The organism is Segatella sp., from assembly GCF_977051555.1.
On the sequence record NZ_CDRSSE010000054.1, the window covers coordinates 1 to 23,411 of the forward strand.

At 46.1% G+C, this 23,411-nt stretch carries 14 protein-coding genes and 1 tRNA gene; 4 read left to right on the forward strand and 11 right to left on the reverse strand.

The features are described 5' to 3' along the window. Nucleotides 1–594 precede the first annotated feature (594 nt). Complete coding sequence (locus ACWJAO_RS11570; protein WP_449140370.1) at nt 595–2,280, reverse strand: DUF6377 domain-containing protein; 1,686 nt, start codon at nt 2,278–2,280, stop codon at nt 595–597. Nucleotides 2,281–2,310: 30 nt separating this feature from the next. Further along, entirely contained in the window at nt 2,311–2,514 is a 204-nt protein-coding gene (locus ACWJAO_RS11575) for a hypothetical protein (protein ID WP_449140360.1), read from the reverse strand. 66 nt (nt 2,515–2,580) lie between these two features. Here ACWJAO_RS11575 and bglX point away from each other — a divergent pair, with 66 nt between their 5' ends. Beyond that, nucleotides 2,581–4,950, forward strand: a complete 2,370-nt coding sequence (bglX, locus tag ACWJAO_RS11580) for a beta-glucosidase BglX (protein ID WP_449140361.1) — start codon at nt 2,581–2,583, stop codon at nt 4,948–4,950. Between the two features lie 163 nt (nt 4,951–5,113). On the opposite strand, the gene ACWJAO_RS11585 is transcribed toward bglX, so the two are convergent. The 5 genes from ACWJAO_RS11585 to ACWJAO_RS11605 all read right to left on the reverse strand — a co-directional run bounded on the left by ACWJAO_RS11585 (nt 5,114) and on the right by ACWJAO_RS11605 (nt 13,468). Continuing rightward, complete coding sequence (locus ACWJAO_RS11585) at nt 5,114–5,959, reverse strand: DUF4923 family protein (RefSeq protein WP_449140362.1); 846 nt, start codon at nt 5,957–5,959, stop codon at nt 5,114–5,116. A 710-nt stretch (nt 5,960–6,669) separates the two neighbouring features. Then, complete coding sequence (locus ACWJAO_RS11590) at nt 6,670–9,492, reverse strand: M16 family metallopeptidase (RefSeq protein ID WP_449140363.1); 2,823 nt, start codon at nt 9,490–9,492, stop codon at nt 6,670–6,672. A 238-nt stretch (nt 9,493–9,730) separates the two neighbouring features. Then, complete coding sequence (locus ACWJAO_RS11595) at nt 9,731–11,113, reverse strand: MATE family efflux transporter (RefSeq protein WP_337516167.1); 1,383 nt, start codon at nt 11,111–11,113, stop codon at nt 9,731–9,733. A 93-nt stretch (nt 11,114–11,206) separates the two neighbouring features. Then, the gene (locus ACWJAO_RS11600; protein WP_449140364.1) at nt 11,207–11,887 is read right to left on the reverse strand and encodes an FKBP-type peptidyl-prolyl cis-trans isomerase; all 681 of its coding nucleotides are present in this window, start codon (nt 11,885–11,887) and stop codon (nt 11,207–11,209) included. An 18-nt stretch (nt 11,888–11,905) separates the two neighbouring features. Then, complete coding sequence (locus ACWJAO_RS11605; RefSeq protein ID WP_006848488.1) at nt 11,906–13,468, reverse strand: glycine--tRNA ligase; 1,563 nt, start codon at nt 13,466–13,468, stop codon at nt 11,906–11,908. 105 nt (nt 13,469–13,573) lie between these two features. Between ACWJAO_RS11605 and ACWJAO_RS11610 the strand changes: the two genes are divergently transcribed. Beyond that, nucleotides 13,574–16,435, forward strand: a complete 2,862-nt coding sequence (locus ACWJAO_RS11610) for a DNA gyrase/topoisomerase IV subunit A (protein WP_449140365.1) — start codon at nt 13,574–13,576, stop codon at nt 16,433–16,435. A 216-nt stretch (nt 16,436–16,651) separates the two neighbouring features. Here ACWJAO_RS11610 and ACWJAO_RS11615 read toward each other — a convergent pair whose 3' ends face one another. Both ACWJAO_RS11615 and ACWJAO_RS11620 read right to left on the reverse strand, forming a co-directional pair. After that, entirely contained in the window at nt 16,652–17,929 is a 1,278-nt protein-coding gene (locus ACWJAO_RS11615; RefSeq protein WP_449140366.1) for a histidine-type phosphatase, read from the reverse strand. 40 nt (nt 17,930–17,969) lie between these two features. After that, a complete protein-coding gene (locus tag ACWJAO_RS11620) occupies nt 17,970–19,085 on the reverse strand; it encodes an SGNH/GDSL hydrolase family protein (RefSeq protein ID WP_449140367.1) in 1,116 nt (371 codons plus the stop codon). A 183-nt stretch (nt 19,086–19,268) separates the two neighbouring features. On the opposite strand from ACWJAO_RS11620, the gene ACWJAO_RS11625 reads away from it, so the two are divergent. Together ACWJAO_RS11625 and ACWJAO_RS11630 are read left to right on the forward strand one after the other, a co-directional pair. Further along, nucleotides 19,269–19,350 (forward strand) — tRNA-Leu (locus ACWJAO_RS11625). A 248-nt stretch (nt 19,351–19,598) separates the two neighbouring features. Further along, nucleotides 19,599–20,609: a virulence RhuM family protein gene (locus ACWJAO_RS11630; protein WP_449140368.1), complete on the forward strand. Its 1,011-nt coding sequence runs from the start codon at nt 19,599–19,601 to the stop codon at nt 20,607–20,609. Nucleotides 20,610–20,998: 389 nt separating this feature from the next. Here ACWJAO_RS11630 and ACWJAO_RS11635 read toward each other — a convergent pair whose 3' ends face one another. Both ACWJAO_RS11635 and ACWJAO_RS11640 read right to left on the reverse strand, forming a co-directional pair. After that, a complete protein-coding gene (locus ACWJAO_RS11635) occupies nt 20,999–21,283 on the reverse strand; it encodes a hypothetical protein (protein ID WP_296079392.1) in 285 nt (94 codons plus the stop codon). Nucleotides 21,284–21,297: 14 nt separating this feature from the next. Beyond that, nucleotides 21,298–23,409, reverse strand: a complete 2,112-nt coding sequence (locus tag ACWJAO_RS11640) for a Tex family protein (protein WP_449140369.1) — start codon at nt 23,407–23,409, stop codon at nt 21,298–21,300. Between the last annotated feature and the right edge of the window lie 2 nt (nt 23,410–23,411).

Here is a 23,411-nt window from a genome sequence, read left to right on the forward strand (position 1 = left end):
TGCAAATATGGATGAGATTGTCTACTTTTGCAAATGAAAATGAACGAAATTTGATAGATATGTGTACTTTTAAAAATATAAATAATTAATAATCATTTTTCGTGTCCACTTTAGGGAGCTGCTACAATCTTATGGAAAAAGAGACAAAGCGTTACAGCGTGACAGTTGTGACAGTTGTGACAGTTTTCAGGGGTAGGTATCTGCACTTCCTACAGCTATTAATCTGTAAGTATTATATATATACTTATATTTTTATATATATATAAATATATAAGTAACCTCTAAATAGAGGAAAAGGGGAAGGTACCCCCGAAAACTGTCACAACTGTCACACTGTAACGCTTTCCCTCATTTATCTACCTGATGAAGCCAAATACGTTCATCAACAAATCTATCTTCTCTTCCGGTAAAACTTATTGATATCTGCTTACCAACTCATAGTTTTCGCAGGAGAGAAACTATGAGTAGGCTTTATTGGCTCGGAAAAACGCGAGTGTTAAATTCGTTTAACAGAACTCTGCGGCGCGATTTTTGGCGGTAACAGAAATATGTTGTACCTTTGCAGCACATTTCACCCATCACGCCCTGAAAGGCTTATTTCATGCCAATCAGCTTCACACGCTGCTCGAACTCTTCTCTGTCACAGATGGCACTATTCTTGATTTTGGCGCGATAATTATAGATAGTGTTCACAGAATAGTGAAGGAACTCGGCAATCTTAGAACTGTCCTCGATGCCCAGACGGATAAGGGCAAAGATACGGAGGGTGGTAGAAAGACGGCTGTCATCTTCGAGCACGATACGCCCTTCAGGCTTCAAGAGGGCATTGAACTCCTCAACAAAGTCAGGGAAGAGCTTCAGGAAGGCGGAATCAAAATACTCATACAGCTCGCCCATGTAGGCCTCGCCAGCCTGCATCTGCTCCAGCAACCTGTTGAGTTCTCTAGCCTTCACCAGTTTCACTACTCGCTTGCGCATGGTCTCTATCTTGTCGGCATAGATGGCACAAAGGCGCAGGAATCGACCAATATATACTTCCTTCATCTTGTTACTCTCGTTGAGCGAATGGTTCATCTCATTGAGAGAACGGTTCATCTCGTTGAGCGAATGATTCATCTCATTAAGACGCTCATTAGCCAACTGCAAAGCATGGTTGGTTTCCTTCTGCTTATGATGGGCCGCAGCAATGCGCTTGCGCTGCTTGTTGACATAGTAGAGCAAGAGCATAACCACGAAGAGAAGCAGGACTGAGAACGCTACCATGAGCCGCAGATGCTGGTTGCTCGACGAAAGTTCTTTCTGATATCCCTCTTCAATCTGCGTGAGCACAGGCATGATCTGGCGGCTGCGGCTAGGCGTATTGAAGATGGTGGCCGACTGCCAGGCAAACTTGATATACTCATGAGAGCGCTTCTGTTGGTCCGGATCGGCATTGAGCAGATTGGCAACTTCCCAGAGAGAACCCTGGTCCATCACAGCCAACTGTACATCGCAGATGGTAGAACGCAGGAGACAGCGCAGGAACTGCTCTTCATCGCCAAACTGATTGTAGGTCATGCCGCGATAAAACTGTACGATGGCATACTGATGAGTGCCCGGTTTAGTCATCGCCAGCCGCTTATCGCTCAATCGCAAAGCCTCTTTCATATTGCCTGCATCGCGTGCCCTCACCTCCTGCATCTGCAGATAAAGGTCATCATCATGGCTGAAAGTACTATCTATGGCAGCCTGATAGGCATTATGCTTGCCGGTATAATATTTCTTCAAGGAAGGGACGTTGGAATAATATGCCATCTCACCATACAGGTGCTGGCAGGCCCAGAGGTAGTTGCGTTTGCCCTCAGCATCAAGATCAGCGATATTGACAGACTTCAGCAGGTCGTACGATTCGGCATAATCGCCCGTGGTAGATTCCTGGAAAGCAAGCAGCGCCTTGGCATTTCCCTCTTTCTTCTTATCGCCCATTCTGATGGCAAGTTCCATGCACTGGCTGATATATTTCAGCGCCATATCGCTCTTATAGGAGCGGAATTCCTCAAAGAGCGCAAAGCAGGCATCATACTTATTGCTTAGCCGCCTGGCGGTCTTCAGTTTCTGCTCCCAATCGCGAATGCGGGCTTCACGTACCTTCACATAATCAGCCGAATGGGCAATGGCATTGTCCAGACTCTGCAAAAGCTGCTCTATATTATCTGCTGTTTTTGCTGAAAGAGAAAGAGGCATCAAGACTAAGAGCAGGAAGAAGAATGCCTTTCCCCATAATTCATTTATGCGATACATCAACTTGATTTCGTTAAGATTGACTTATTTTCATGAGGTTTCACGTGCAAAAGTAATAAAAAAATCGGAAACGACAAAATCTGATATAGAAGAAATGCAGATTTCTTCGCATTTTTCGTCTATACCGCATCCACTTTTTGTATATCCCCGATTTTTCTTATCTATCTCATTATCAGATACATTTCTATCTGAAAAAGAAAATTTCATCCACATTTTAACATTCGTATCGCGCATCGTATCATCTTTTTTATTATCTTTGCAGAAGATAAGCATCAAAAATAACAATTAACATAATAAACAATGAGAACAGCACTTTTATCACTCACGTTTCTTTTGGCTGGTTCTATGGCAGCACCTGCTTTCGCCCATACGGCAGCCCCTAAGAAAAAAGTAACTGCCACAACCAAGAAAGGCAAGATTCTGCCCATGAAGGAGTATATCGACCAACTGATGGCGAAGATGACGCTACAGGAAAAGATTGGTCAGCTGAACCTGATGGTAGCTGGCGACATCACAACCGGTGGCGCACTTGACACCCAGGTAGGTGGCGACATCGCCCAAGGCAACATGGGCGGAGTTTTCAACATCAAAGGCATCGACAAAATCAAGGCACTGCAGGAAATCGCCATCAAGAACAGCCGTCTGGGCATCCCGCTGCTCGTAGGTATGGACGTGATTCATGGCTACGAAACGATGTTTCCTATCCCGCTCGCCCTCTCCTGCTCATGGGATACCGAGGCGATGAAGAAAGTGGGCGAAGTATCGGCTAAAGAAGCCAGTGCCGACGGCATCAACTGGACTTTCTCTCCTATGGTAGACATCGCACTCGATGCACGCTGGGGACGAATCAGCGAAGGAAATGGCGAGGATCCATATCTGAGCGGCGTGATGGGAGCTGCGATGACCCAGGGCTACCAGGGCGTGGATATGCGCACAGAAGAGATTCTGAGAGCCAACCGCATCATGGCGTGTCTGAAGCATTTTGCCCTCTACGGAGGCGTTGAGAGCGGGAAGGAATACAACACGGTAGATATGAGCCGTGTGCGCATGATGAACCAGTATCTGCCACCTTACGAGGCTGTGGTGAAGGCTGGCGTAGGCAGCGTGATGTCTTCGTTCAATCTCATCGACTACATACCAGCTACAGCCAACAAATGGATGATGACCGATGTATTGAGAAAGCAGTGGGGATTCAACGGTTTCGTGGTTACCGATTACGCTTCTATCGCCGAGATTCTGCAGCACGGAACGGCTAAAGACCTCAAGGAGGCTTCAGAACAGGCGCTGAAGGCTGGTACCGATATGGATATGTGCTCCAACGCCTTCGTAAAGCATCTGGCAAAGAGCATAGCAGAAGGAAAGGTGAGCGAGGAGGATGTGAATATCGCCTGCCGCCGCATTCTGGAAGCGAAATATAAACTGGGCCTGTTCAGCGACCCTTACCGCTACTGTAACACCAAGCGCAGCAAGAGCGAGATTTACACCGCAGAGAACCGTCAGGCTGCCCGCGATGTGGCTGCAGAGACCTTCGTGCTTCTGAAGAACGAAGGCTGCATCCTGCCACTGAAGAAGGAAGGAAAGATAGCCCTGATTGGTCCGCTTGCCGACACCCGAAACAACATAGCCGGCACATGGAGCGTGGCTCAGGAACCATCTAAATATACCACCATCAAGGAGGCGATGGAGCATGCACTTGCCGGAAAAGCCACATTATTATATGCACAGGGATGCAATATCTGGCGAGACAGACAAATGCAGAAGAACGGCGAATTAGGAAAGGCTATCAACTGGGGCGACGAGGCTGAAATGAAGGCAGAAGCGCTGAAGATTGCAAATGAGGCAGACGTGATAGTTTGTGCTATGGGTGAAAGTGCTGACATGAGTGGCGAATGCAGTAGCCGTACCAACCTGGAGATGCCGGATGTACAGCGCGAACTGCTTGCCGAACTCCTGAAGACGGGCAAGCCGGTAGTGCTTCTCAACTTTGCAGGCCGTCCTACGGTTCTTACTTGGGAGAAACAGCATGTACCAGCCATCATGAATGTATGGTTTGGAGGTTCAGAGATGGGCGATGCACTCTGCGATGTCATCTTTGGCGACAAATCGCCATCGGGTAAGCTCACCACTTCGATGCCTAAGACTACCGGCCAGGAGCCTCTCTACTACAACCATCAGAACACCGGTCGCCCGGTACCAGACGATAATGAGATGTTTGCCAAGTTTGCCAGCAACTGTCTGGATGTAAGCAATGGTCCGCTCTATCCTTTCGGTTTCGGCATGAGCTATACCTACTTTTCATACGGCAACTTCCGCCTGAGCAGCCAGGAGGCGGGCATCAGCAATGAGGAGGCTACCGAATGGCAGGATGGCAAGAAGATTACAGCCAGCGTCACCGTTAAGAACAATGGCTCCCGCGATGCCGACGAGATTGTGCAGCTCTACATCCGCGACATGGTAGCCAGCATCTCCCGCCCTGTAAAGGAGCTGAAAGGTTTCCAGCGCATTCATCTGGCAGTAGGTGAGAGCAAGGAGGTAAGCTTTGATATCACTCCGGATATGCTCAAGTTCTATAACGCAGATCTGAAGCACATCATAGAACCTGGCGACTTCCAGATTATGATAGGAGCCAACAGTAAAGATGTAGAAACAATGAAACTGAGCGTGAAATAAACAACTGAACTTTCGCATATCAGGAAGTTAAAGAAGTTAAGGAGTTAAGGAAGTTAAGGAGTTAAGACGTATGTCTTGCTGCTTAAAAACTACGCCCAAAAGACTATTGTCTTAACTCCTTAACTCCTTAACTCCTTTAACTCCTGAACTTGCGAAACTTGAATTACTTAGTCATCTCGAAACCTACACGCATACCATCGTAATTATTGGCGATAGTACCGATAGCGCTGAGGGTAGAACTGCCCTTGAGGGCACCCATGGTCTTGATGAGGTTGAGCAACTTCTTCTGGTCGAAGAGCAGGCTGATGCCATTGGTTGTCTTGGTAGCATAGCCCGACATACTCAAGAGCAAGCCCTTCATCTGAATGGCATGAGTCTTCTCATCAAAAGTATAATTACCCTGCCATGACTTGCCGTCAATCTTTGAGGTGAAAGTACCATCTGTATTGAAGGTGAAATAGGTGTTTGAGCCGCTGAAGCCAAATTTGCTGTAATACTCACTCAACTTCTCCTCTACCTTGTTGGCAGCAATCTCACCGCCAGCCTTTGCCAGGAGATTCTCAGAAGTAAAGGCGCATCCAGGCTTGCTGTACTTCCAGGTATGGGCACAGAGATCCTGCTTGCTGAAGGTACCTGAACCGATTACATTATTCAGAATGCCATTGATAATGCTGCTACCTGCAGAGCTGCTGCTGTTAGAGTTTCCGCCCAGTACAGCACCCAAGATACCTGCTACGGCAGAACCTGCATTGCTGGTTGCACTGGTAGAAGCAGCGGCATTGCTGTTTGTTGTTGCTGCTGTATTTGCTGCAGCCGTATTAGATGCTGTGCTAGATGCTGTAGAAGTTGTCTTCTTTGTAGAAGTCTTCTTTGTTGTCTTCTTAGCCGTTTTCTTAACCGGCATCATCTCAGACATTGAGGCATTGAGCGCTGCCTCGTTCATAGCGCTTGCGTTGCTGCCAGCTGTGCATGCGAGCACGAGGGCAGCCAAAAGAAATACTTTTTTCATTGCTTTCTATATATTATTATTATCACTCTTATTTATATATACCAATACTTCTTTTTCATTCTTTCGGGTGCAAAGTTCGCAAAAAAATCGGGAATATGATAAGAAAAATCCCTATTTTGCGGTATGAATCTCCCTAAAAGCTCATTATTTCTACTTTTTTACGTTATTATAGACGATTGCGATGACAAATCGTTTAAAAGATAATGAAAAAATCATTCAATATAGGGAGAATATCGTTAGAAAGGGGGAAAACAGTTCAAACGATTGCACGTTTTTTTGACATAAATCAAAAAATAACGAATAAAACACGTATTTTCATGCATTTTGTACCTAGAAATAGGTAGAAACCCCTATCTTTGCAACCAGTTAACAAATATCAATAGGTTATGAATGATTTAATTAAGGTAAATTCAGAGAATCAGAATCAGGCTATCGATAGATGCCAACAGATTCTTCAGGATCGCCGTGAAGCTCTTGCTGCTAAGGCAAAGAGAAGAGGTTAATCCCCTTCAAAGACCCGAAGTAAAAGGGGGAAAAGATGAAGTTCTTATAAGGACGCATCCTTTCTTTTAAAAGAGAGATTTTTCGAAACGACTCTTAAATGATGAGTTTCAGAAATTTTGGGAAAAGAAAAAAACGTAAAAATCCCGTTGTCAGCCATCTGGCTTGTACAACGGGATTTTTACGTTTATTATATCAAGTCCGGAATTTTACTTCTCGTTCTTCACTGCCTTCATGATAATCTCGAAGTGATTACCACTCTTCAAGATGACATTCTTCAGGAAGTCTGAAATTTCAGATGCTTTCAGATTCTTCACCATCTCCTTGTAATCGCTATGAGTATCAACACCCATACGCTCGAATGTGCTCAATGCACCGAGCCAATAGCCATTAGTCTTTTCGCTAACAGCTGCCTGCTTCAGGAGAATCTCCTTTACCTTCTGAAGGTCTTCTGCATTTGGCTGGGCTACGGTCTCGTCCATACCCTTGAAGAAGTAAGGAATAGCGATATCCGACTTTTCTGGGTTCAACTGAGCCACGGCAGAAATAGAGATGGCAGCCTTGTTATCATAATCGCGAAGCAAACCATAGTTTGCACCTGCATGATAAGCAGCGCTGAGTTCCTCACGGATAGTACGCAAATACTTCATCTCCAAAAGGCGGGCTGAAACATCAGCAAGAACCATATACTGCAAGGTGAATGGAGCCTTGGTATACCAGATCTCTGTTGCCTGGTTCTGTGGATTCTCCATTGCTTTGGTAAAGACATTGCTTACCTTACCATTAGCATAAGGAATCTGCTTGTTCTTCAGCTTGAAGCCATTGTTTGGCAGACTGGCAATATACTGCTCGATGAGTGGGAGGAGAGTCTTCTCATCATAGTTACCTACGAAATAGAAGGTGAAGTCCTTGGCATTGCCGTAGAACTGCTTACCAATCTCCAGGATACGGTCGTAGTTGATATCCTTTATATCGCTTGCCTCTGGCACACGGGCAAGTTTGCTACCCAAATAGAGGGTGCTCTGAACAGAATCCTGATATACGAGGCTTGGGTTGTTGCTCTTGTTGGCAAGAACAGTAGCCATCATACTCTTCATATTGTCGAAGCTCTTCTGGTCCTTGCTTACTGCGGTCATCTTGAGATAGATGAGCTGCATCAGGGTTTCGATGTCCTTAGGAGTAGAATTACCCTTCAAACCATGATTGAAAGGACTGAAGCTGAACGAAACGCCAGCCTGCTTACCTGCCAAAGCCTTATCAAGCTCATTGCTTGAGAAATCGCCAAGGCCACTAGCATCGAGCACATCTGCTGCAAATGCAGCATTCAGGAAGTCTTCCTTGCCGAAAGTAGAATAACCCACATTGGCTGAAGCAGCGAAAGCAACCTCGTTGTCCTTGAAATCAGTCTTCTTCAATACCACCTTAGCGCCATTAGAAAGAGTCAACTCCTTGAAGCCCAACTTCTTGTTCTCAACAGTCTTCTTAATTTTACCAGCCTTAGGAGCCTGAGCGATGAGAGGTTCCTGCTTAACATTATCCACATAAGCCTCGAGCTTCTCAGCACGTACCTGCTTTACGATGGCAGCAAGTTCCTGCTCTGTAGGATAAACGGCACCAGCCTGCTCGCGCATCATTACCAATGATACAAGGTTGGTATCGCTCTGGCAAACCAACTGCTTGGCATAGCTGTTGATAACCTCAAGAGGCAAGTTTGGAACTACCATCTTCCAGATCTGGCTCTCCTCTTCTACTGATGGGATAGGCTCGTTAGAAGTGAAGTTATCCACATACTGGGTGGTAAACTGCTCGTTCTTCATCTTATCCTTGTTGGCAAGAGCCTTGTCAACCTGGCTCATGAATTCATCCTTGGCACGCTGATACTCAGTAGCTGTGAAACCGAACTCATGCATACGCTGTGCCTCGCGGAGAACAGCAGCATAAGCCTCCTTAATCTTTCCTGGCTTAGCCACACCGGTAAGGGTGAAAGCATCCTTAGTGCTTGAAATCAGGTATGAACCATCACCGGCATTTGCCTGGAGATATGGACAGTCTGGCTCCAATGCCTTCTCAGCATAACGGGCAGCAATCATAGAAGAAATCACGTTATCCATGTATCCCTTCAGGAGATAGCTCATATTGCCCTTCAGAGAATCTGGCACAGCATTGTGCTTCATATAAACCTGGAAGAGATCAACCTGCTGCTCCTTATCCTTGTCGATAACGTAGATGGCAGAATCATTATCAGATACTTCTACCTTCTCAACCTTAGCGGCATTCTTAGGTACCTTGATACCGGAGAAGAGTTCCTTGATCTTAGCTTCGATATGATTTACATCTACATCACCCACGATGATAATAGCCTGATTGTCTGGGCGATACCATTTGCGATAGTAAGCACGGAGAGTTTCTGGCTTACAACCATCGATAACGCTCATCAAACCGATAGGGAAACGGTAGCCATACTTTTCGCCCTGATAGAGCTTAGGAAGTGAACGCTCTATCATGCGCTGCTGACCTACGATACGCATACGGTACTCATTGTGTACCACATCGCGCTCGTCATTGATGGCTTCCTTGGTAAGAGAGATACCGTTGCTCCAATCCTTGAGGATGAGCATGCATGAATCTACGGCTGTAGGGCGGGTAGTAGGTACATCGGTGAAGTAATATACGGTTTTCTCTACGCTGGTATAGGCATTGAGATTTCTACCATACTCCACGCCGATGCTCTGCAGGTAATCCTGGAGGGAATTACCTTTGAAGTGATCGGTACCGTTGAAGGCGAGGTGCTCCAAGAGGTGAGCCAAACCGCGCTGGTCATCATTCTCATTGATAGAACCCACTTTCTGTGCGATGTAGAAACTGGCTACATGCTCAGGATAACTGTTGTGACGAATGTAGTAAGTCAATCCATTATCAAGACGACCTATCTTCACATTCTTGTCTACCGGAATAGCTGGCATCTGCTGTGCCATCGCTGTACCTGCAGAAAGGAACAGCACAACTGCTGCAAAAATCTTTCTTAGTTTCATCTGATTTTAATTATTTATATATTTATAGTTTTCTATATCATTCTTTCTATATACCTTATTATATATATCATGCTACTTAACAAGTTCACCTATATATAACGACAAAACCAGTGACATGGTTACTGTCTGCGATGCAAAATTAAGAAAAATAGAAAAGATTTGCAAACATTTTAGAGAATATCTTCGCGATGTATGCAAATCTTAACCTAAAACTAACATTGGAGGCAGAAAACCAATCCTAACCTACATGAAAACTCTTCATCCATGAACCTCTGAAGAGGCGGATAAGGAAGAGGATTCCCCTGAAAGTGAGTTCGGTAGCCATCGCTATCCATACTCCCTCCAAGCCATAGCTCTTGGAAAGCGCATAAGCCAGAGTGAGGCGCACCAGCCACATGGTACCGAGATTGATCATCGCCGGTTTCCTGGTATCGCCCGCTCCTACACAAACACAATAGGTCACGATGCTGGCTGCAAAGAATGGTTCAGCAAAAGCCTCGATGCGCAAACAGATGGTACCCATCTCACGGATGCTTTCTACCGGAGAAAGAACGCCAATCATCTCAGGAGCAAAGACATACATCACCACTCCCATCACAGCCATCACAGCCATTCCAAGTCCTACTGTCATATAGGCAAAATTCTTGCACAACCCGACTCGCCCAGCTCCATGCGTCTGTCCCACCAGAGTAGTAGCCGCATCACCAATACCATAACCCGGCATATAGCAAAGACTCTCTGCCGTAATAGCAAAAGAATGGGAAGCAATGGCTATATTGCCAAGAGGTGCCACAATCATGGTACTCACTATCTGCGCCCCGCTCATCAATATGTTCTGTATGGCTATCGGAATGCTGATTTTACAGGCATTATGAACATACGACCTGACCCAACGGAAACGGACATGGTCCTGACGGAGATTCAGTATCTTATTCCTGAAACCTGCAAGATAAAGATTAGGCAGAGAGATGCAGACATAAGCCATCGCCGTTCCTAAGGCAGCCCCCACAACACCCAACTTCAGGATATAGATAAACAGGTAATTGAATATCACATCGCAGATGCAGATCAATACTGCCATCACACTAGGCGTATGCATATTGCCCGCAGATTTCAGCATCATCTCGGATATATGATAAAGGAAAACGAATGGAAGTACCAGACCATATATCAGAAAATAGCGAGAGGAATTGGTGGCAATATCGGCACCTCCACCCAGCCAATAAGGCAGATAAGAATGAATGCCGACACAGAGAAGAGAAACAAAAATGCTGAACGCCACACCGCAAATCAGCGCATGGCGAAACACCTGACGGGCATTTGCAAAATCATTAGCTCCGATAAAATGAGCCACCTGTACTGAAAAGCCAGTAGCCGCCGCACTGAGCAAGCTACCTATAAGCCAGGTAGTTGACTCAATCAATCCGATACTGGCAGAAGCCTCTGCTCCCAGATGACCCACCATCGAAGCATCGATGAAGAACATCATCACCGTAGAAATCTGAGCCAGCATAGAAGGTATACTCAACCCTACAATAAGATTGAGTTTCTCGCGCCGATCCATCTCCCTACCCAGGCGAATCGACTCCATCAAATAATCTGTCTTCTTGCTATAAAGCATAAATTAATTTCTCGTATATCGCTCATACAAAAAAATATGTGCATATATCATTTCAAACATATGCACATACTTTTCTCTAAATCTTTATTCTTATTATTTAGTAATCCACTTCTTGCCAGAAGCTCTCTTATAACTCTTGAGCACCATCTCAAAACGGAGCATTGAATAGCCTGGAACACTACCATTCCCCGAGGAGCCATAAGCCAAGTCGGCTGGCATGAACACCTGCCAATGGTCGCCAGGGTGCATCGCCATCAACGCTGTGGTAAAACCATCTATCCACCCGGCAGAGCTTTGACTTGAGGCCTTATTGGTCTTTGCTTTTACAGGCAATGCCGTCGTCTCGTCATACGTTCCGGTGAACGATTGGTCAAAGACATAACCTGTGGCATAAGAGTCGGTAGGTATCAACCTGCCCCGATAGCTCACCTGGATGGAGTCGGTATAGAGGGGCGACCCGTTGCCATTGCCCTTGTTGAGCACATGCACTACAATATAGTCGGTGTCCTTGTACTTGAGCACCACCTGGCTGCCATTGATGCCCATATTAGTAGGCGTCTGGTTGGCAAGGCTATAGTTGGGTATCACCTTCCACTCGGTACTGCCAGCGGCAATCTGTGCCTTGGCATACGCCAGCGTGTCGGCGAACGCCTTGTCGTTACGCTCCTGCCAATTGGCATACTCGTCGGTGGTGGCATCATCTTCGCTACATGATGACAGTGTAATCACTGCCATCATGAGGAAGAAGAAATATTTCAAACTCTTAAGATTCATCTAAATGTATTTGGTTAATTAGAAGTTCTTGATTTCCTTGCCAAGCTTCTTCAATACGCTAGTGATGCTTACGCGCTCCTCGATGATGCTGCGAAGATCTGAGATAGCTACGCGCTCCTGCTCCATGGTATCACGATAACGCAGAGTTACCTTATGATCGTTTGGAGTCTCGTGGTCTACGGTGATACAGAATGGAGTACCGATAGCATCCTGACGGCGATAACGCTTACCGATAGAATCCTTAGGATCGCCATAGTGAGTATTGAAGTGGAACTTCAGTTCGTCAACGATTTCGTGAGCCAACTCTGGCAAACCATACTTCTTATCCAATGGGAACACAGCACACTTAACAGGTGCCAAAGCCTCTGGCAAACGCAAAACAACACGTGTCTCGCCATTCTCCAGCTTCTCCTCGCAGTAAGAGTGGCACATTACGCTGAGGAACATACGGTCTACACCGATAGATGTCTCTACATCGTAAGGTACATAGCTCTCGTTCTTCTCTGGATCGAAGTACTTGATAGAACGGCCGCTGTACTTCTCGTGCTGAGAAAGGTCGAAATTGGTACGGCTGTGGATACCCTCTACCTCCTTGAAACCGAATGGCATCTTAAACTCGATGTCGGTAGCAGCATTGGCATAGTGAGCCAGCTTCTCGTGATCGTGGTAACGGTAGTTCTCATTACCCATACCGAGAGCCTCGTGCCAAGCCAGACGAACCTTCTTCCAATACTCAAACCACTTCATCTCAGTACCTGGCTGGCAGAAGAACTGCATCTCCATCTGCTCGAACTCACGCATACGGAATACGAACTGGCGGGCTACAACCTCGTTACGGAAAGCCTTACCAATCTGGCAGATACCGAATGGCAACTTCATACGGCCGGTCTTCTGAACACTCAGGTAATCTACGAAGATACCCTGAGCTGTCTCAGGACGGAGATATACCTTGCTTGTAGCATCGCTGGCAGCACCCATCTGGGTAGAGAACATCAGGTTGAACTGGCGAACGTCTGTCCAGTTCTTGGTACCGCTGATAGGGCAGACAATACCCTCATCCTCGATAATCTGCTTCAGCATCTCCAGGTTAGGACCCTGCATAGCCTCAGTATAGCGGGCATGGAGATCATCAAACTTCTTCTGGTTCTCCAGAACGCGAGGATTAGTTGCACGGAACTGAGCCTCATCAAAGCTATCGCCGAAACGCTTCTTAGCCTTGGCAATCTCCTTGGCAATCTTCTCCTCATACTTAGCCATGTGATCCTCGATGAGCACATCGGCACGATAACGCTTCTTTGAATCGCGGTTATCAATCAATGGGTCATTGAAAGCATCTACGTGTCCAGATGCCTTCCATACAGTAGGGTGCATGAAGATAGCTGCATCGAGACCAACAATGTTCTCGTGCAACAACACCATACTCTGCCACCAGTACTGCTTGATATTGTTTTTGAGCTCAACACCATTCTGACCATAGTCATAAACGGCAGCCAAGCCATCATAAATTTCACTACTTGGGAACACGAAGCCATATTCCTTGCAATGGCTTACAATTTTCTTAAAAACATCTTCCTGTGCCATGATTAAATCTTATTTTTTTCAAATTTTCGGCAAAGATACTCTTTTTTCTCGAAAAATTGTTGTATTTTTGCCATAAATTAATAAAATAAGTATTAAAAGCTATATATGAGCGACGAAATTAAAGATAAAAACGGTCTTGAAGAGGAAAATTCTCCTAATTTGGAAAATTCTTCTGCAGAATCTGAACAGGATGCTGCTGAAGATGCCAATGAGGAGATTTCGACCGAAAAACATTCCGATTATAAGCCGGTGAACCGATTCGATGCTTCTGCTGTACATCACCTCAGCGGAATGTATCAGAACTGGTTCCTCGACTATGCATCGTATGTTATCCTCGAACGTGCCGTTCCTCATATTGAGGATGGTTTGAAACCGGTACAGCGACGCATCCTCCACTCTATGAAGCGCATGGACGACGGAAGATACAACAAGGTTGCCAATATCGTGGGACATACCATGCAGTTTCACCCTCATGGTGATGCGTCTATCGGTGATGCTTTGGTACAGATGGGACAGAAAGACCTGCTCATCGATACGCAGGGTAACTGGGGAAACATTCTTACGGGCGACCGTGCTGCTGCTCCCCGATACATCGAGGCACGCCTCTCTAAGTTTGCTCTCGACGTGGTTTTCAATCCTAAGACCACCGACTGGCAACTCTCTTATGATGGCAGAAACAAGGAGCCTATCACGCTCCCTGCCAAATTCCCGTTGCTCCTGGCACAAGGTGCCGAGGGTATTGCCGTGGGATTGAGCAGTAAGGTTTTGCCACATAATTTCAATGAGATTTGCGATGCTGCCGTCCACTATCTCAAGGGCGAGCCATTCCAGCTCTATCCCGACTTCCCTACAGGCGGTGCCATCGACGTAAGCAAATACAATGATGGACAGCGAGGTGGTGCATTGAAAGTAAGAGCCAAGATTGACAAACTCGACAACAAGACACTTGTTATCAGTGAGATACCATTCAGCAAGACTACAGGCAGCCTCATCGACTCTATCACCAAAGCGGTAGAAAAGGGTAAAATCAAGGCACGCAAGGTAGATGATGTTACTTCGGCAAATGTTGAGATTCTTGTGCATCTTGCACCAGGTACCTCATCAGATAAAACGATGGATGCACTCTACGCTTTCAGCGATTGCGAAATCAACATCTCGCCCAACTGCTGTGTCATCGAAGACAACAAGCCTGTATTCCTCACAATCAGCGATGTGTTGCGCCACAGCGTAGACCGCACTATGGGATTGCTGCGCAAGGAACTGATGATCAGAAAGGGTGAATTGGAGGAGCAGCTCTTCTTCTCTTCTCTCGAACGGATTTTCATCGAGGAACGCATCTACAAGGAGCGAAAGTTTGAGCAGAGTAAGAGTCAGGATGAGGTTGTTGCTTTCATCGATTCAAAACTCGAACCATTCAAGGACAAACTCTTTACTGCCGAAGTAGACGGTAAGGGTATGGTAGAATATGCCTTCCATCGGGAAATTACCCGTGAGGACATTCTCAAACTCCTGGAAATCAAGATGCAGCGAATCCTTAAATATAATAAGGATAAGGCAGACGAACTGCTGATGAAGATTAAGGCTGAACTTGCTGAGATAGAGAACGACCTGGCTCACATGACCGATGTAACCATCAACTGGTTTGAATATCTCAAGGGCAAGTATGGAAAGAACCATCCTCGCAAAACAGAAATCAGAAACTTCGATACCATTGAGGTGACTAAGGTGGTAGAGGCTAACCAGAAACTCTATATCAACCGTCAGGAAGGATTCGTTGGTACAGGGTTGAAGAAGGATGAATTCGTATGCAACTGCTCCGACCTCGATGACATCATCATCTTTTATAAGGATGGTAAGTTTAAAGTCACCAGGGTAGCCGACAAAATATTCGTCGGTAAGAATATCCTCCATGTACAGGTATTCAAGAAGAACGACAAGCGCACCATCTATAACTGTGTTTACCGCGACGGCAAGCAAGGCGATTACTTCATTAAGCGATTCAATGTAACCGCCATGACCCGCGACAAGTTGTATGACATCACCCAGGGTACACCTGGCAGCCGCGTCATCTACTTCACCGCCAATCCGAATGGAGAGGCAGAAATCATCAAGTGTACGATGGAGCCCGACCTGACGAAGAAGCGCCAGAGCATCTTCCTGGAGAAGGATTTCTCAGACATTCTGATCAAGGGACGTGCTGCCAAAGGTAATCTCCTTACCAAGCGCCCTATTCGCCGTATCGGTCTGAAGAGTCACGGCCACAGCACGTTAGGAGGCAGAAAGGTTTGGTTCGACCCAGACGTAAACCGCATCAACTACGATGAGAACGGCCGCTTCCTAGGCGAATTCAATGATGATGATTCAATCTTGGTTGTACTCGACAATGGTGAATTCTACATCACCAATTTCGATGTCAACAACCACTACGAGGACAACATCATCCGCTTAGAGAAATGGGATGAGCACAAGATCTGGACGGCTATCCTCTACGATGCCGACAATCAGGGATATCCATACATCAAGCGATTCACGATGGATGCCACCAAGCGCCATCAGAATTTCATGGGAGAGAACCCTAACTGCAAGCTCATCTTGCTTACCGATACGGTTTATCCACGCATCAAGGTTACTTATGGCGGTGTGGATGCCATCCGTCCTGCCGAAGAAATCGATGCCGAGCAGTTCATTGCGCAGAAGAGCTTCAAGGCAAAGGGTAAGCGCCTCACGACATTCAAGATTGACAGCATAGAAGAACTGGAACCAACCCGATTCCCAGAACCTCCTTCTGAGGATAATGATGAGGAACAGGATGGTTCTGACTCAGAGAACGAAGGTGAAAACCTAGATCCGGATGCTGGCAAAAGCGAGCAACAGGTGATTGACGAACTGACTGGTCAGACCAATCTCTTCTCTGAAAAAGATTTCGAAGAAGACCAGAAGGATAAAGACTGGTTATCGAAGCAATAAAAAGCGCAAAGAAAGTACAAAAGAAAGCGCAAGGAAAGCGCCCATCATAAAAAAGGAGCTTAAGTCCAAAAAGCTTAAGCCCCTTTTTTTATTATCTAGCCATTTGCGTTTCGCGTTTCAGCTTTTCGCGTTCAGCAAAAAAGAAGCCAGTCCCCCTCCTGCCCCCGTTCCAGGCGATTCCATCGCCTGTCCCCCAGCAGTCAGTAGCCTTCATTTTTACCTTTTATACCCCGCCAGCTTTTTCAGGCAGTATTCCTTAAAGTCATTCCAATGGTAATAAGGTGCCACATCGCTCTTGATAGGCAAAGTAGCCTCATCTTCATTCAAAAGCACCTTTACCAATACATCATTCGCCTTGTTTCTATAAAAAACAAACTGCAGGTTCGTAGCCATCGGAGTAATCTTATAATCCCACCATTGAGAAGCAATCTTCTCCGGATCCTTAATTTCTTCGCCATATCCATTCAAATCCAGCAAACAGGTAAGCGGAGTAACCATCGTATCGTGTCCATATCTCAATGTAGCTCCCGGATGCGGCAAGACGATGCAGCTATCCGCCTTCTGGATGATGTTTCTCAAGAGATTGCGCTGGGAGAATGGCTGCACATTGCCCGTATAAGGCGAGTTGCCGTAAGCCATCTGCCACCAGATGTTGGCATTCAGCCAGTTCTGATACAGTTCCTCCTCAGTAAAGAGGTCATAGAGCGAAACCTTGCCTCTCAGTTCCGTGCCTTGGATTGAGCTTGCCATCTCATAAAGTTTTCTGTTCAGGTCACTCTGGTTGATATTCTGCTTCACCCAGGCAGGGTCGTTGAACAGTTCCTGCATCACACGGCTATAGCTAACGTGCTTCTGTGCAAATTCCTGCTGTGCCACCTTGATACCCACGCTATGCTTCAAGCTATCCAGGTATCTGTCGCCCTGGTTCATATAATACATATCATGCTCGCTGGCATCATGGAAGATATGAAGTTTCGGATTGATACGCAACATCTGCTGCAAACCGTTCTCCATAGAGAGGATGCATCGGATTACCAAAGTACTTCGGGCTTCGATATTCGTATTACCGGCAAAAATCTCAGGGAAGCGCTCCATCATTCTTCTGGTAATACCCTGATGCTGGAGAGCTCCGAGCGGAGTCAGTTCGCCATCGCGCCCCTTCGCCTCCTCACGAATCATCTTCACCTTAGCCAGCGTTTCCTCGCCCTTAGCTGTCAGTTTGCCCTCCTGCTTCGCTTTGAGCAGAGAGAAATAAGGCACATCATAAGCCTTCTTGCCAATCATATAGCGGGAACCATGCCGGCCATAATGGCTCAGATAGAAAGGTTTATAACCCTTAGGAGCCGGAGTCAACTGCTTCTGCGGACCACGATAAGCTACATAGTTACTACCCGAGAGCGTGATATCCCGCTTGAAATCCTCTTGCGGAGTCTGTGCTGTCAGAGGCATCGCCAATGTAAGAGATGCCAACAATAATAGATTCTTTGTATTCATTGTTATCATATAATTTTGTTTTGAAAACATACAGTCTCATTTAATTCCAATTCATCAGTTTTCTCAGGAACGGAAGTAATTCTGCTGCCATCTTCCGATGCTGCAACATACTAGGATGCCAGCTGGCGCCATAACCTAAATCTCCTTTCTGGAAACTGAAATCGAAACGGTAAACATTCTTATCGGTTTTATTGGCATCGGCACAGATTCTATCAAGCACTGTTCGCTGCTTGCTACTCTCCTTCTCGCCGAGCATCGGACCTGTCAACATCACAATCTTGGCATGAGGATACTTGCTGCGTACCATTTTAAGAAACATGCGATAGTTCTTCTCGTAGAGTTGAATATCATAATTTCTGGTAGAAAGATCGTTCGTACCCAGATTGATACAGACTAACTGAGGCTGATACTTGGCAAAATCCCATTTTTCATCATGCTGGTCAAATAAGGTATATTCATATTGCCAAGGCATGTTATCGGCATCACCTGTCTTCGGACCATTATAGTTGCGATAAACACCGATACCACTACGGGAGATAGAAGTATGCTGAGCCTTCAGACTGTCACTTACGATATTGGCATAAGTAAGCCAATGGTTCTCCGTTTCATCTTCAAAAGGATCAGACTTACTGATGCTTTCTACACCATAACCGCAGGTGATGGAATTGCCGACAAATTCAATCTTCCGGTCCGGGAGAGCTGGAGCCTCAACGAGATGACATCCCTTATCAAGTACGAATCCCCTGAATTCCGGTTTGCGGAACAAACCTTCTATCACATACATCACCTTAGCATGATGCACCCCCTTTGGCAAAGCCGCAGCCAGGGTAACAACCGAATCGCGTTCGGCATTAAAGCCCACTTTGAAAGGTTCGCAACCATCAATCTGCGCCATGAAATATCCCGACTTCGGGCGACACAGCATTTTCAGAGAAGAACCTTGGAAACTAGCCTCAATCGTAGTTCCCGGATAATTGAAACTAGCTACATCAGAATTCTTAGCAAAGCTCACACGCCCAACATACAGAATCATCGGATGAGAAGCCTTTACTACCTCTCCCTCAATAGGAAGAGTAGTTGATTTCTTCACGTTTCCAGCCATCATCGTGGAAGAAACCATCAATGTAGCCAGCATCATAACCCATACTTTTTTCATTTTCCTGTTATTATAGTTTTTATCTGTCCTTACCGTTCTGCCTTCGTTTTTTGCAAAGTAAAGACAAAACAATATCTGTTTGCAAAATTACCATTATTTCTCGTAAAAAGCAAGTAAAACCATCATTTTTTTCATTTTTCTTCTTTTTATTCAAATTATTATTGTATCTTTGCACCCACAAATGCGCTTGTGGCGAAATTGGTAGACGCGCTAGACTTAGGATCTAGTGGTTCAGGCCGTGTAGGTTCGAGTCCTATCAGGCGCACCGAAGAAAATCCTAACTGCTTGATTATAAGCAGTTAGGATTTTTCGTTTCTAGAAATTGCCAACATTTTGCCAACATAATTTCAAACTAAATTGAATCGGTTGGCAAAAATAAGGCTTCATTTTACATTCTTTCACAGGATTACATGCCATAACACAAGCGCTTTTTGTTATATCTTGTTAAAGATTACACTATAGGCACATCGTTATAAAAATAAATCACTAAATTTGCATCTAAAGCAATAAATTATGAGTAACGAGATACAATTTCTTCTTTATAATATGCCCGATGCTGATGGCAAAGTACAAGTTGTCATAAAAGACGAAACTCTTTGGTGTACGCAAAAGGCTATGGCACAGCTCTTTGGTGTTGGTGTTCCTGCTATAAGCAAGCATTTAAAAAACATCTTTGATGAGGGAGAGTTGGATAAGGATGTGGTTGTTTCCAAAATGGAAATAACCACTCAGCATGGTGCAATTGAGGAAAAAACACAAACTCACAAAGTGGATTTCTTCTCTCTTGATGCAATCATTGCCGTAGGTTATCGAGTTTCTTCACTGAAAGCCACTCGTTTCCGCCAATGGGCAACAAAGATACTCCATGAGTATATCAAAAAAGGCTTTGTAATGGACGATGAGCGATTGAAGCAAGGTAATGCGGTGTTTGGCAAGGACTATTTCCGTGAGTTGCTTGAACGTATTCGTTCTATTCGTACAAGTGAGCGTCGTATCTGGCAACAGATAACTGACATCTATGCAGAGTGCAGTACCGACTATGACAAGAACTCTCCGACGACAAGAGAATTCTATGCTATGATACAAAACCGTTTTCACTATGCCATCACAGGACAGACTGCTGCGGAGATTATCTATTCTAAGGCAGACCACACAAAAGACCACATGGGATTGACAACATGGAAGAATGCTCCAGACGGGCGTGTTCTTAAATCGGATGTCAGCATTGCCAAGAACTATCTGCAAGAGAAAGAAATCCGACAACTGGAACGTGCCGTTACTGGCTTCTTTGATTATGTCGAAGACCTCATAGAACGTGAAAACACGTTCAATATGGAGCAGTTCTCAGCAAGTGTTAATGAGTTTTTGACTTTCCGCAAATATCAGATATTACCCGATAAAGGCAACATATCGGCTGCACAAGCCAAGAAGAAGGCGGAAGAAGAATATGACATCTTTAATAAAACACAACGCATAGACTCTGACTTTGATAAGGGTATAAGAGGATTGCTTGATAAGGAATAATACAATTTGGCAAGTGACAGAACTATCTCGGTCGTTTTCGGTCGTTATTGCGGTCGTTTGCGGTCGTTGCGGTCGTTATTGCGGTCATTTTCGGCTATTTCCGGCTATTTGTGGCTATTTGCGGTCGTTTTAAGTCGTTTTAAGTCGTTATTCGACTATTTTCGGTCGTTACTTGGGCATAACTCATGTAACTAGCATGTAACTGGGCGACTCGAAATAGCCCTAAAACAGAGCAAAAAACCTTTAAAACAGTGCCTGGCGCATGTAACCAGCATGTAACTGGCATGTAACTGAATAAAAAAAGAGAGTGTGTCATAAGTCCATGACGCACCCTCATCAACTTAAATTAACGTGACTCAGTTTATTCTTCTCCCAAAGCAGAGAGATACCTACATCATCCCCTCCAGTTTTTCCTGAGCTTCGCGCATATCTTTTTCAAAATTCACATGGTCTAGAAGGAATTCCTTTCTGCCTTGCGAAAGAAGAAGATAGAGGTGCGGATTCATGCCCTCTACATACTGGGCGATGGCATACTCTATATCATCACGCTGCGTAGGATTGGTGGAAAATTCAAAAACCCTGAGCTTTTGATGAATAAAGCAATATGCCGACTCTATACAATCTCTGGTGATGCCCCCTGCCAAGAGAGCATCACCATTATTATTCTGATTCATTCTGAATATCCTTTTTATTTCACGCCCTTCATCGACAAGGCGATGCGCTTGCGCTTCAAATCTACTTCTGTTACTCTCACCATTACATGCTCATGAAGCTTTACCACCTCAGAAGGATCCTGAATGTAACGGTTTGACATCTGGGAGACATGAACCAGACCATCGTTGTGGACACCTATATCTACAAAGGCACCAAACTTGGTAATGTTGGTAACAATGCCCGGCACAACCATGCCCACCTGCAAATCCTCTATCTCCTTGATGCTGGCATCAAACTCAAACTTCTCTACCTCACCACGAGGGTCCAAGCCCGGCTTGTCAAGCTCTGCCATGATATCGGTCAAAGTAGGCATACCCACCTCGGCACTCACATATTTCCGGATATCAATCTTCTTCTGCAGAGCCTTGTCTTCTACCAGCTGCTTCACCGTTACGCCCTGATCTTTCGCCATCTGCTCTACCAGCGCATAGCGCTCCGGATGAACGGCACTGTTATCCAAAGGATTCCTGGCACCCGGAATGCGGAGAAAGCCGGCACACTGCTCAAAGGCTGAAGGACCCAGACGTGGCACCTTCTTCAACTGGGCACGGGAAGCGAAGGCTCCATTCTCGCGGCGATATTCCACGATGTTCTTGGCAAGCGTAGGTCCCAATCCACTCACATAAGTCAGCAGATGCTGCGATGCGGTATTCAGATTGACACCCACCGAGTTCACGCAACTCATTACCACCGTATCCAGACTCTTCTTTAGCTGAGTCTGATCCACATCATGCTGATACTGTCCCACACCGATGCTCTTCGGATCAATCTTCACCAGCTCGGCAAGCGGATCCATCAGTCTTCGTCCGATGCTCACAGCACCACGCACGGTAACATCCTCATCCGGGAACTCATCTCTTGCAATCTTCGAAGCCGAATAGATAGAAGCACCATCCTCACTCACCACGTAGATATCTACCGGATGAACGAAATCGATGCTATGCAGCCAGTCGCTGGTTTCGCGGCTTGCCGTACCGTTACCTACAGCCATTGCCTCCACCTGATACATCTTAACCATGCGCTGGATAGCAGCCGTAGCCTCGCTCTTTTTGTTGCGGGGAGGATGAGGATAAACAATTTCATGATGAATCAGATTGCCTTGCGCATCGAGACAGCAAGTCTTGCAACCATTGGCAAAACCCGGGTCAACCGCCATCACGCGTTTCTGTCCTAAAGGAGCCGCCAACAGGAGCTGGCGCAGGTTTTCGGCGAATACCACGATAGCCTCCTCGTCCGCCTTCTGCTTACTGAGCGCAGCAAATTCGGTTTCAATGCTAGGCTTCAGCAGTCGCTTGAAGGCATCATCCACCGCTTCGCCCACCAGCGTCTGGCACTCACCGAACCCATGAACATAGTGACGCTTCAGTTTATCCTGACACTGCTCATCATCAGCCGAGATGCTGACACGCAAGAATCCAGCCGCCTCGCCTCTACGCATAGCCAGCAACCGGTGCGAAGAACACTTCTTCAATGGTTCAGAGAAATCGAAATAGTCGGAGAAGCGCTGCGCCTCTTCCTCATCCTTCTTCTTGGCTACCACCTTAGAAGTGATGATGGCACCGCGTCTGAACTCACCGCGAATCTGATTGCGGCTCTGCTCATTCTCGCTTACGGTTTCGGCGATGATGTCCTTGGCGCCCTGAAGTGCTGCCTCCACATCCTTCACCTTATCGCCCACAAACTTCCTGGCAGCCTGTTCCGGATTGCGTTCACGCTGGAAGAGAAGCAACTGTGCCAGAGGCTCCAATCCTGCCTCACGTGCTATCTGTGCACGGGTGCGGCGCTTAGGCTTATAAGGAAGATAGATGTCTTCCAGTTCGGTGGCATCCCAGCACTGTTCGATGCGTTTTTTCAGTTCATCCGAGAGTTTTCCCTGTTCCTCGATGGTTTTGAGGATAGTCTCTTTTCTCTTCGCCATCTCAGAGAGTTTCTCGTTAGCCTGTGCGATGGCTTCGATGTTTACCTCGTCCATATTACCGGTTTTCTCCTTGCGGTATCGCGAGATAAACGGAATGGTGCAGCCCTCTTCGAGCAGCGCCAGAGTATTTTCTACAGCCTGCTCCTTCAGATTGAGCTGGGCTGCTATCA

Bases quoted from the DNA above. Each gene is read 5' to 3' on its own strand.
- ACWJAO_RS11570 (WP_449140370.1), bottom strand. From the start codon at position 2,280: ATGTATCGCATAAATGAATTATGGGGAAAGGCATTCTTCTTCCTGCTC.
- ACWJAO_RS11630 (WP_449140368.1), top strand. From the start codon at position 19,599: ATGAGTAACGAGATACAATTTCTTCTTTATAATATGCCCGATGCTGAT.
- ACWJAO_RS11585 (WP_449140362.1), bottom strand. From the start codon at position 5,959: ATGAAAAAAGTATTTCTTTTGGCTGCCCTCGTGCTCGCATGCACAGCT.
- bglX (WP_449140361.1), top strand. From the start codon at position 2,581: ATGAGAACAGCACTTTTATCACTCACGTTTCTTTTGGCTGGTTCTATG.
- ACWJAO_RS11605 (WP_006848488.1), bottom strand. From the start codon at position 13,468: ATGGCACAGGAAGATGTTTTTAAGAAAATTGTAAGCCATTGCAAGGAA.
- ACWJAO_RS11615 (WP_449140366.1), bottom strand. From the start codon at position 17,929: ATGAATACAAAGAATCTATTATTGTTGGCATCTCTTACATTGGCGATG.
- ACWJAO_RS11620 (WP_449140367.1), bottom strand. From the start codon at position 19,085: ATGAAAAAAGTATGGGTTATGATGCTGGCTACATTGATGGTTTCTTCC.
- ACWJAO_RS11575 (WP_449140360.1), bottom strand. From the start codon at position 2,514: ATGCGCGATACGAATGTTAAAATGTGGATGAAATTTTCTTTTTCAGAT.
- ACWJAO_RS11600 (WP_449140364.1), bottom strand. From the start codon at position 11,887: ATGAATCTTAAGAGTTTGAAATATTTCTTCTTCCTCATGATGGCAGTG.
- ACWJAO_RS11590 (WP_449140363.1), bottom strand. From the start codon at position 9,492: ATGAAACTAAGAAAGATTTTTGCAGCAGTTGTGCTGTTCCTTTCTGCA.
- ACWJAO_RS11595 (WP_337516167.1), bottom strand. From the start codon at position 11,113: ATGCTTTATAGCAAGAAGACAGATTATTTGATGGAGTCGATTCGCCTG.
- ACWJAO_RS11635 (WP_296079392.1), bottom strand. From the start codon at position 21,283: ATGAATCAGAATAATAATGGTGATGCTCTCTTGGCAGGGGGCATCACC.
- ACWJAO_RS11610 (WP_449140365.1), top strand. From the start codon at position 13,574: ATGAGCGACGAAATTAAAGATAAAAACGGTCTTGAAGAGGAAAATTCT.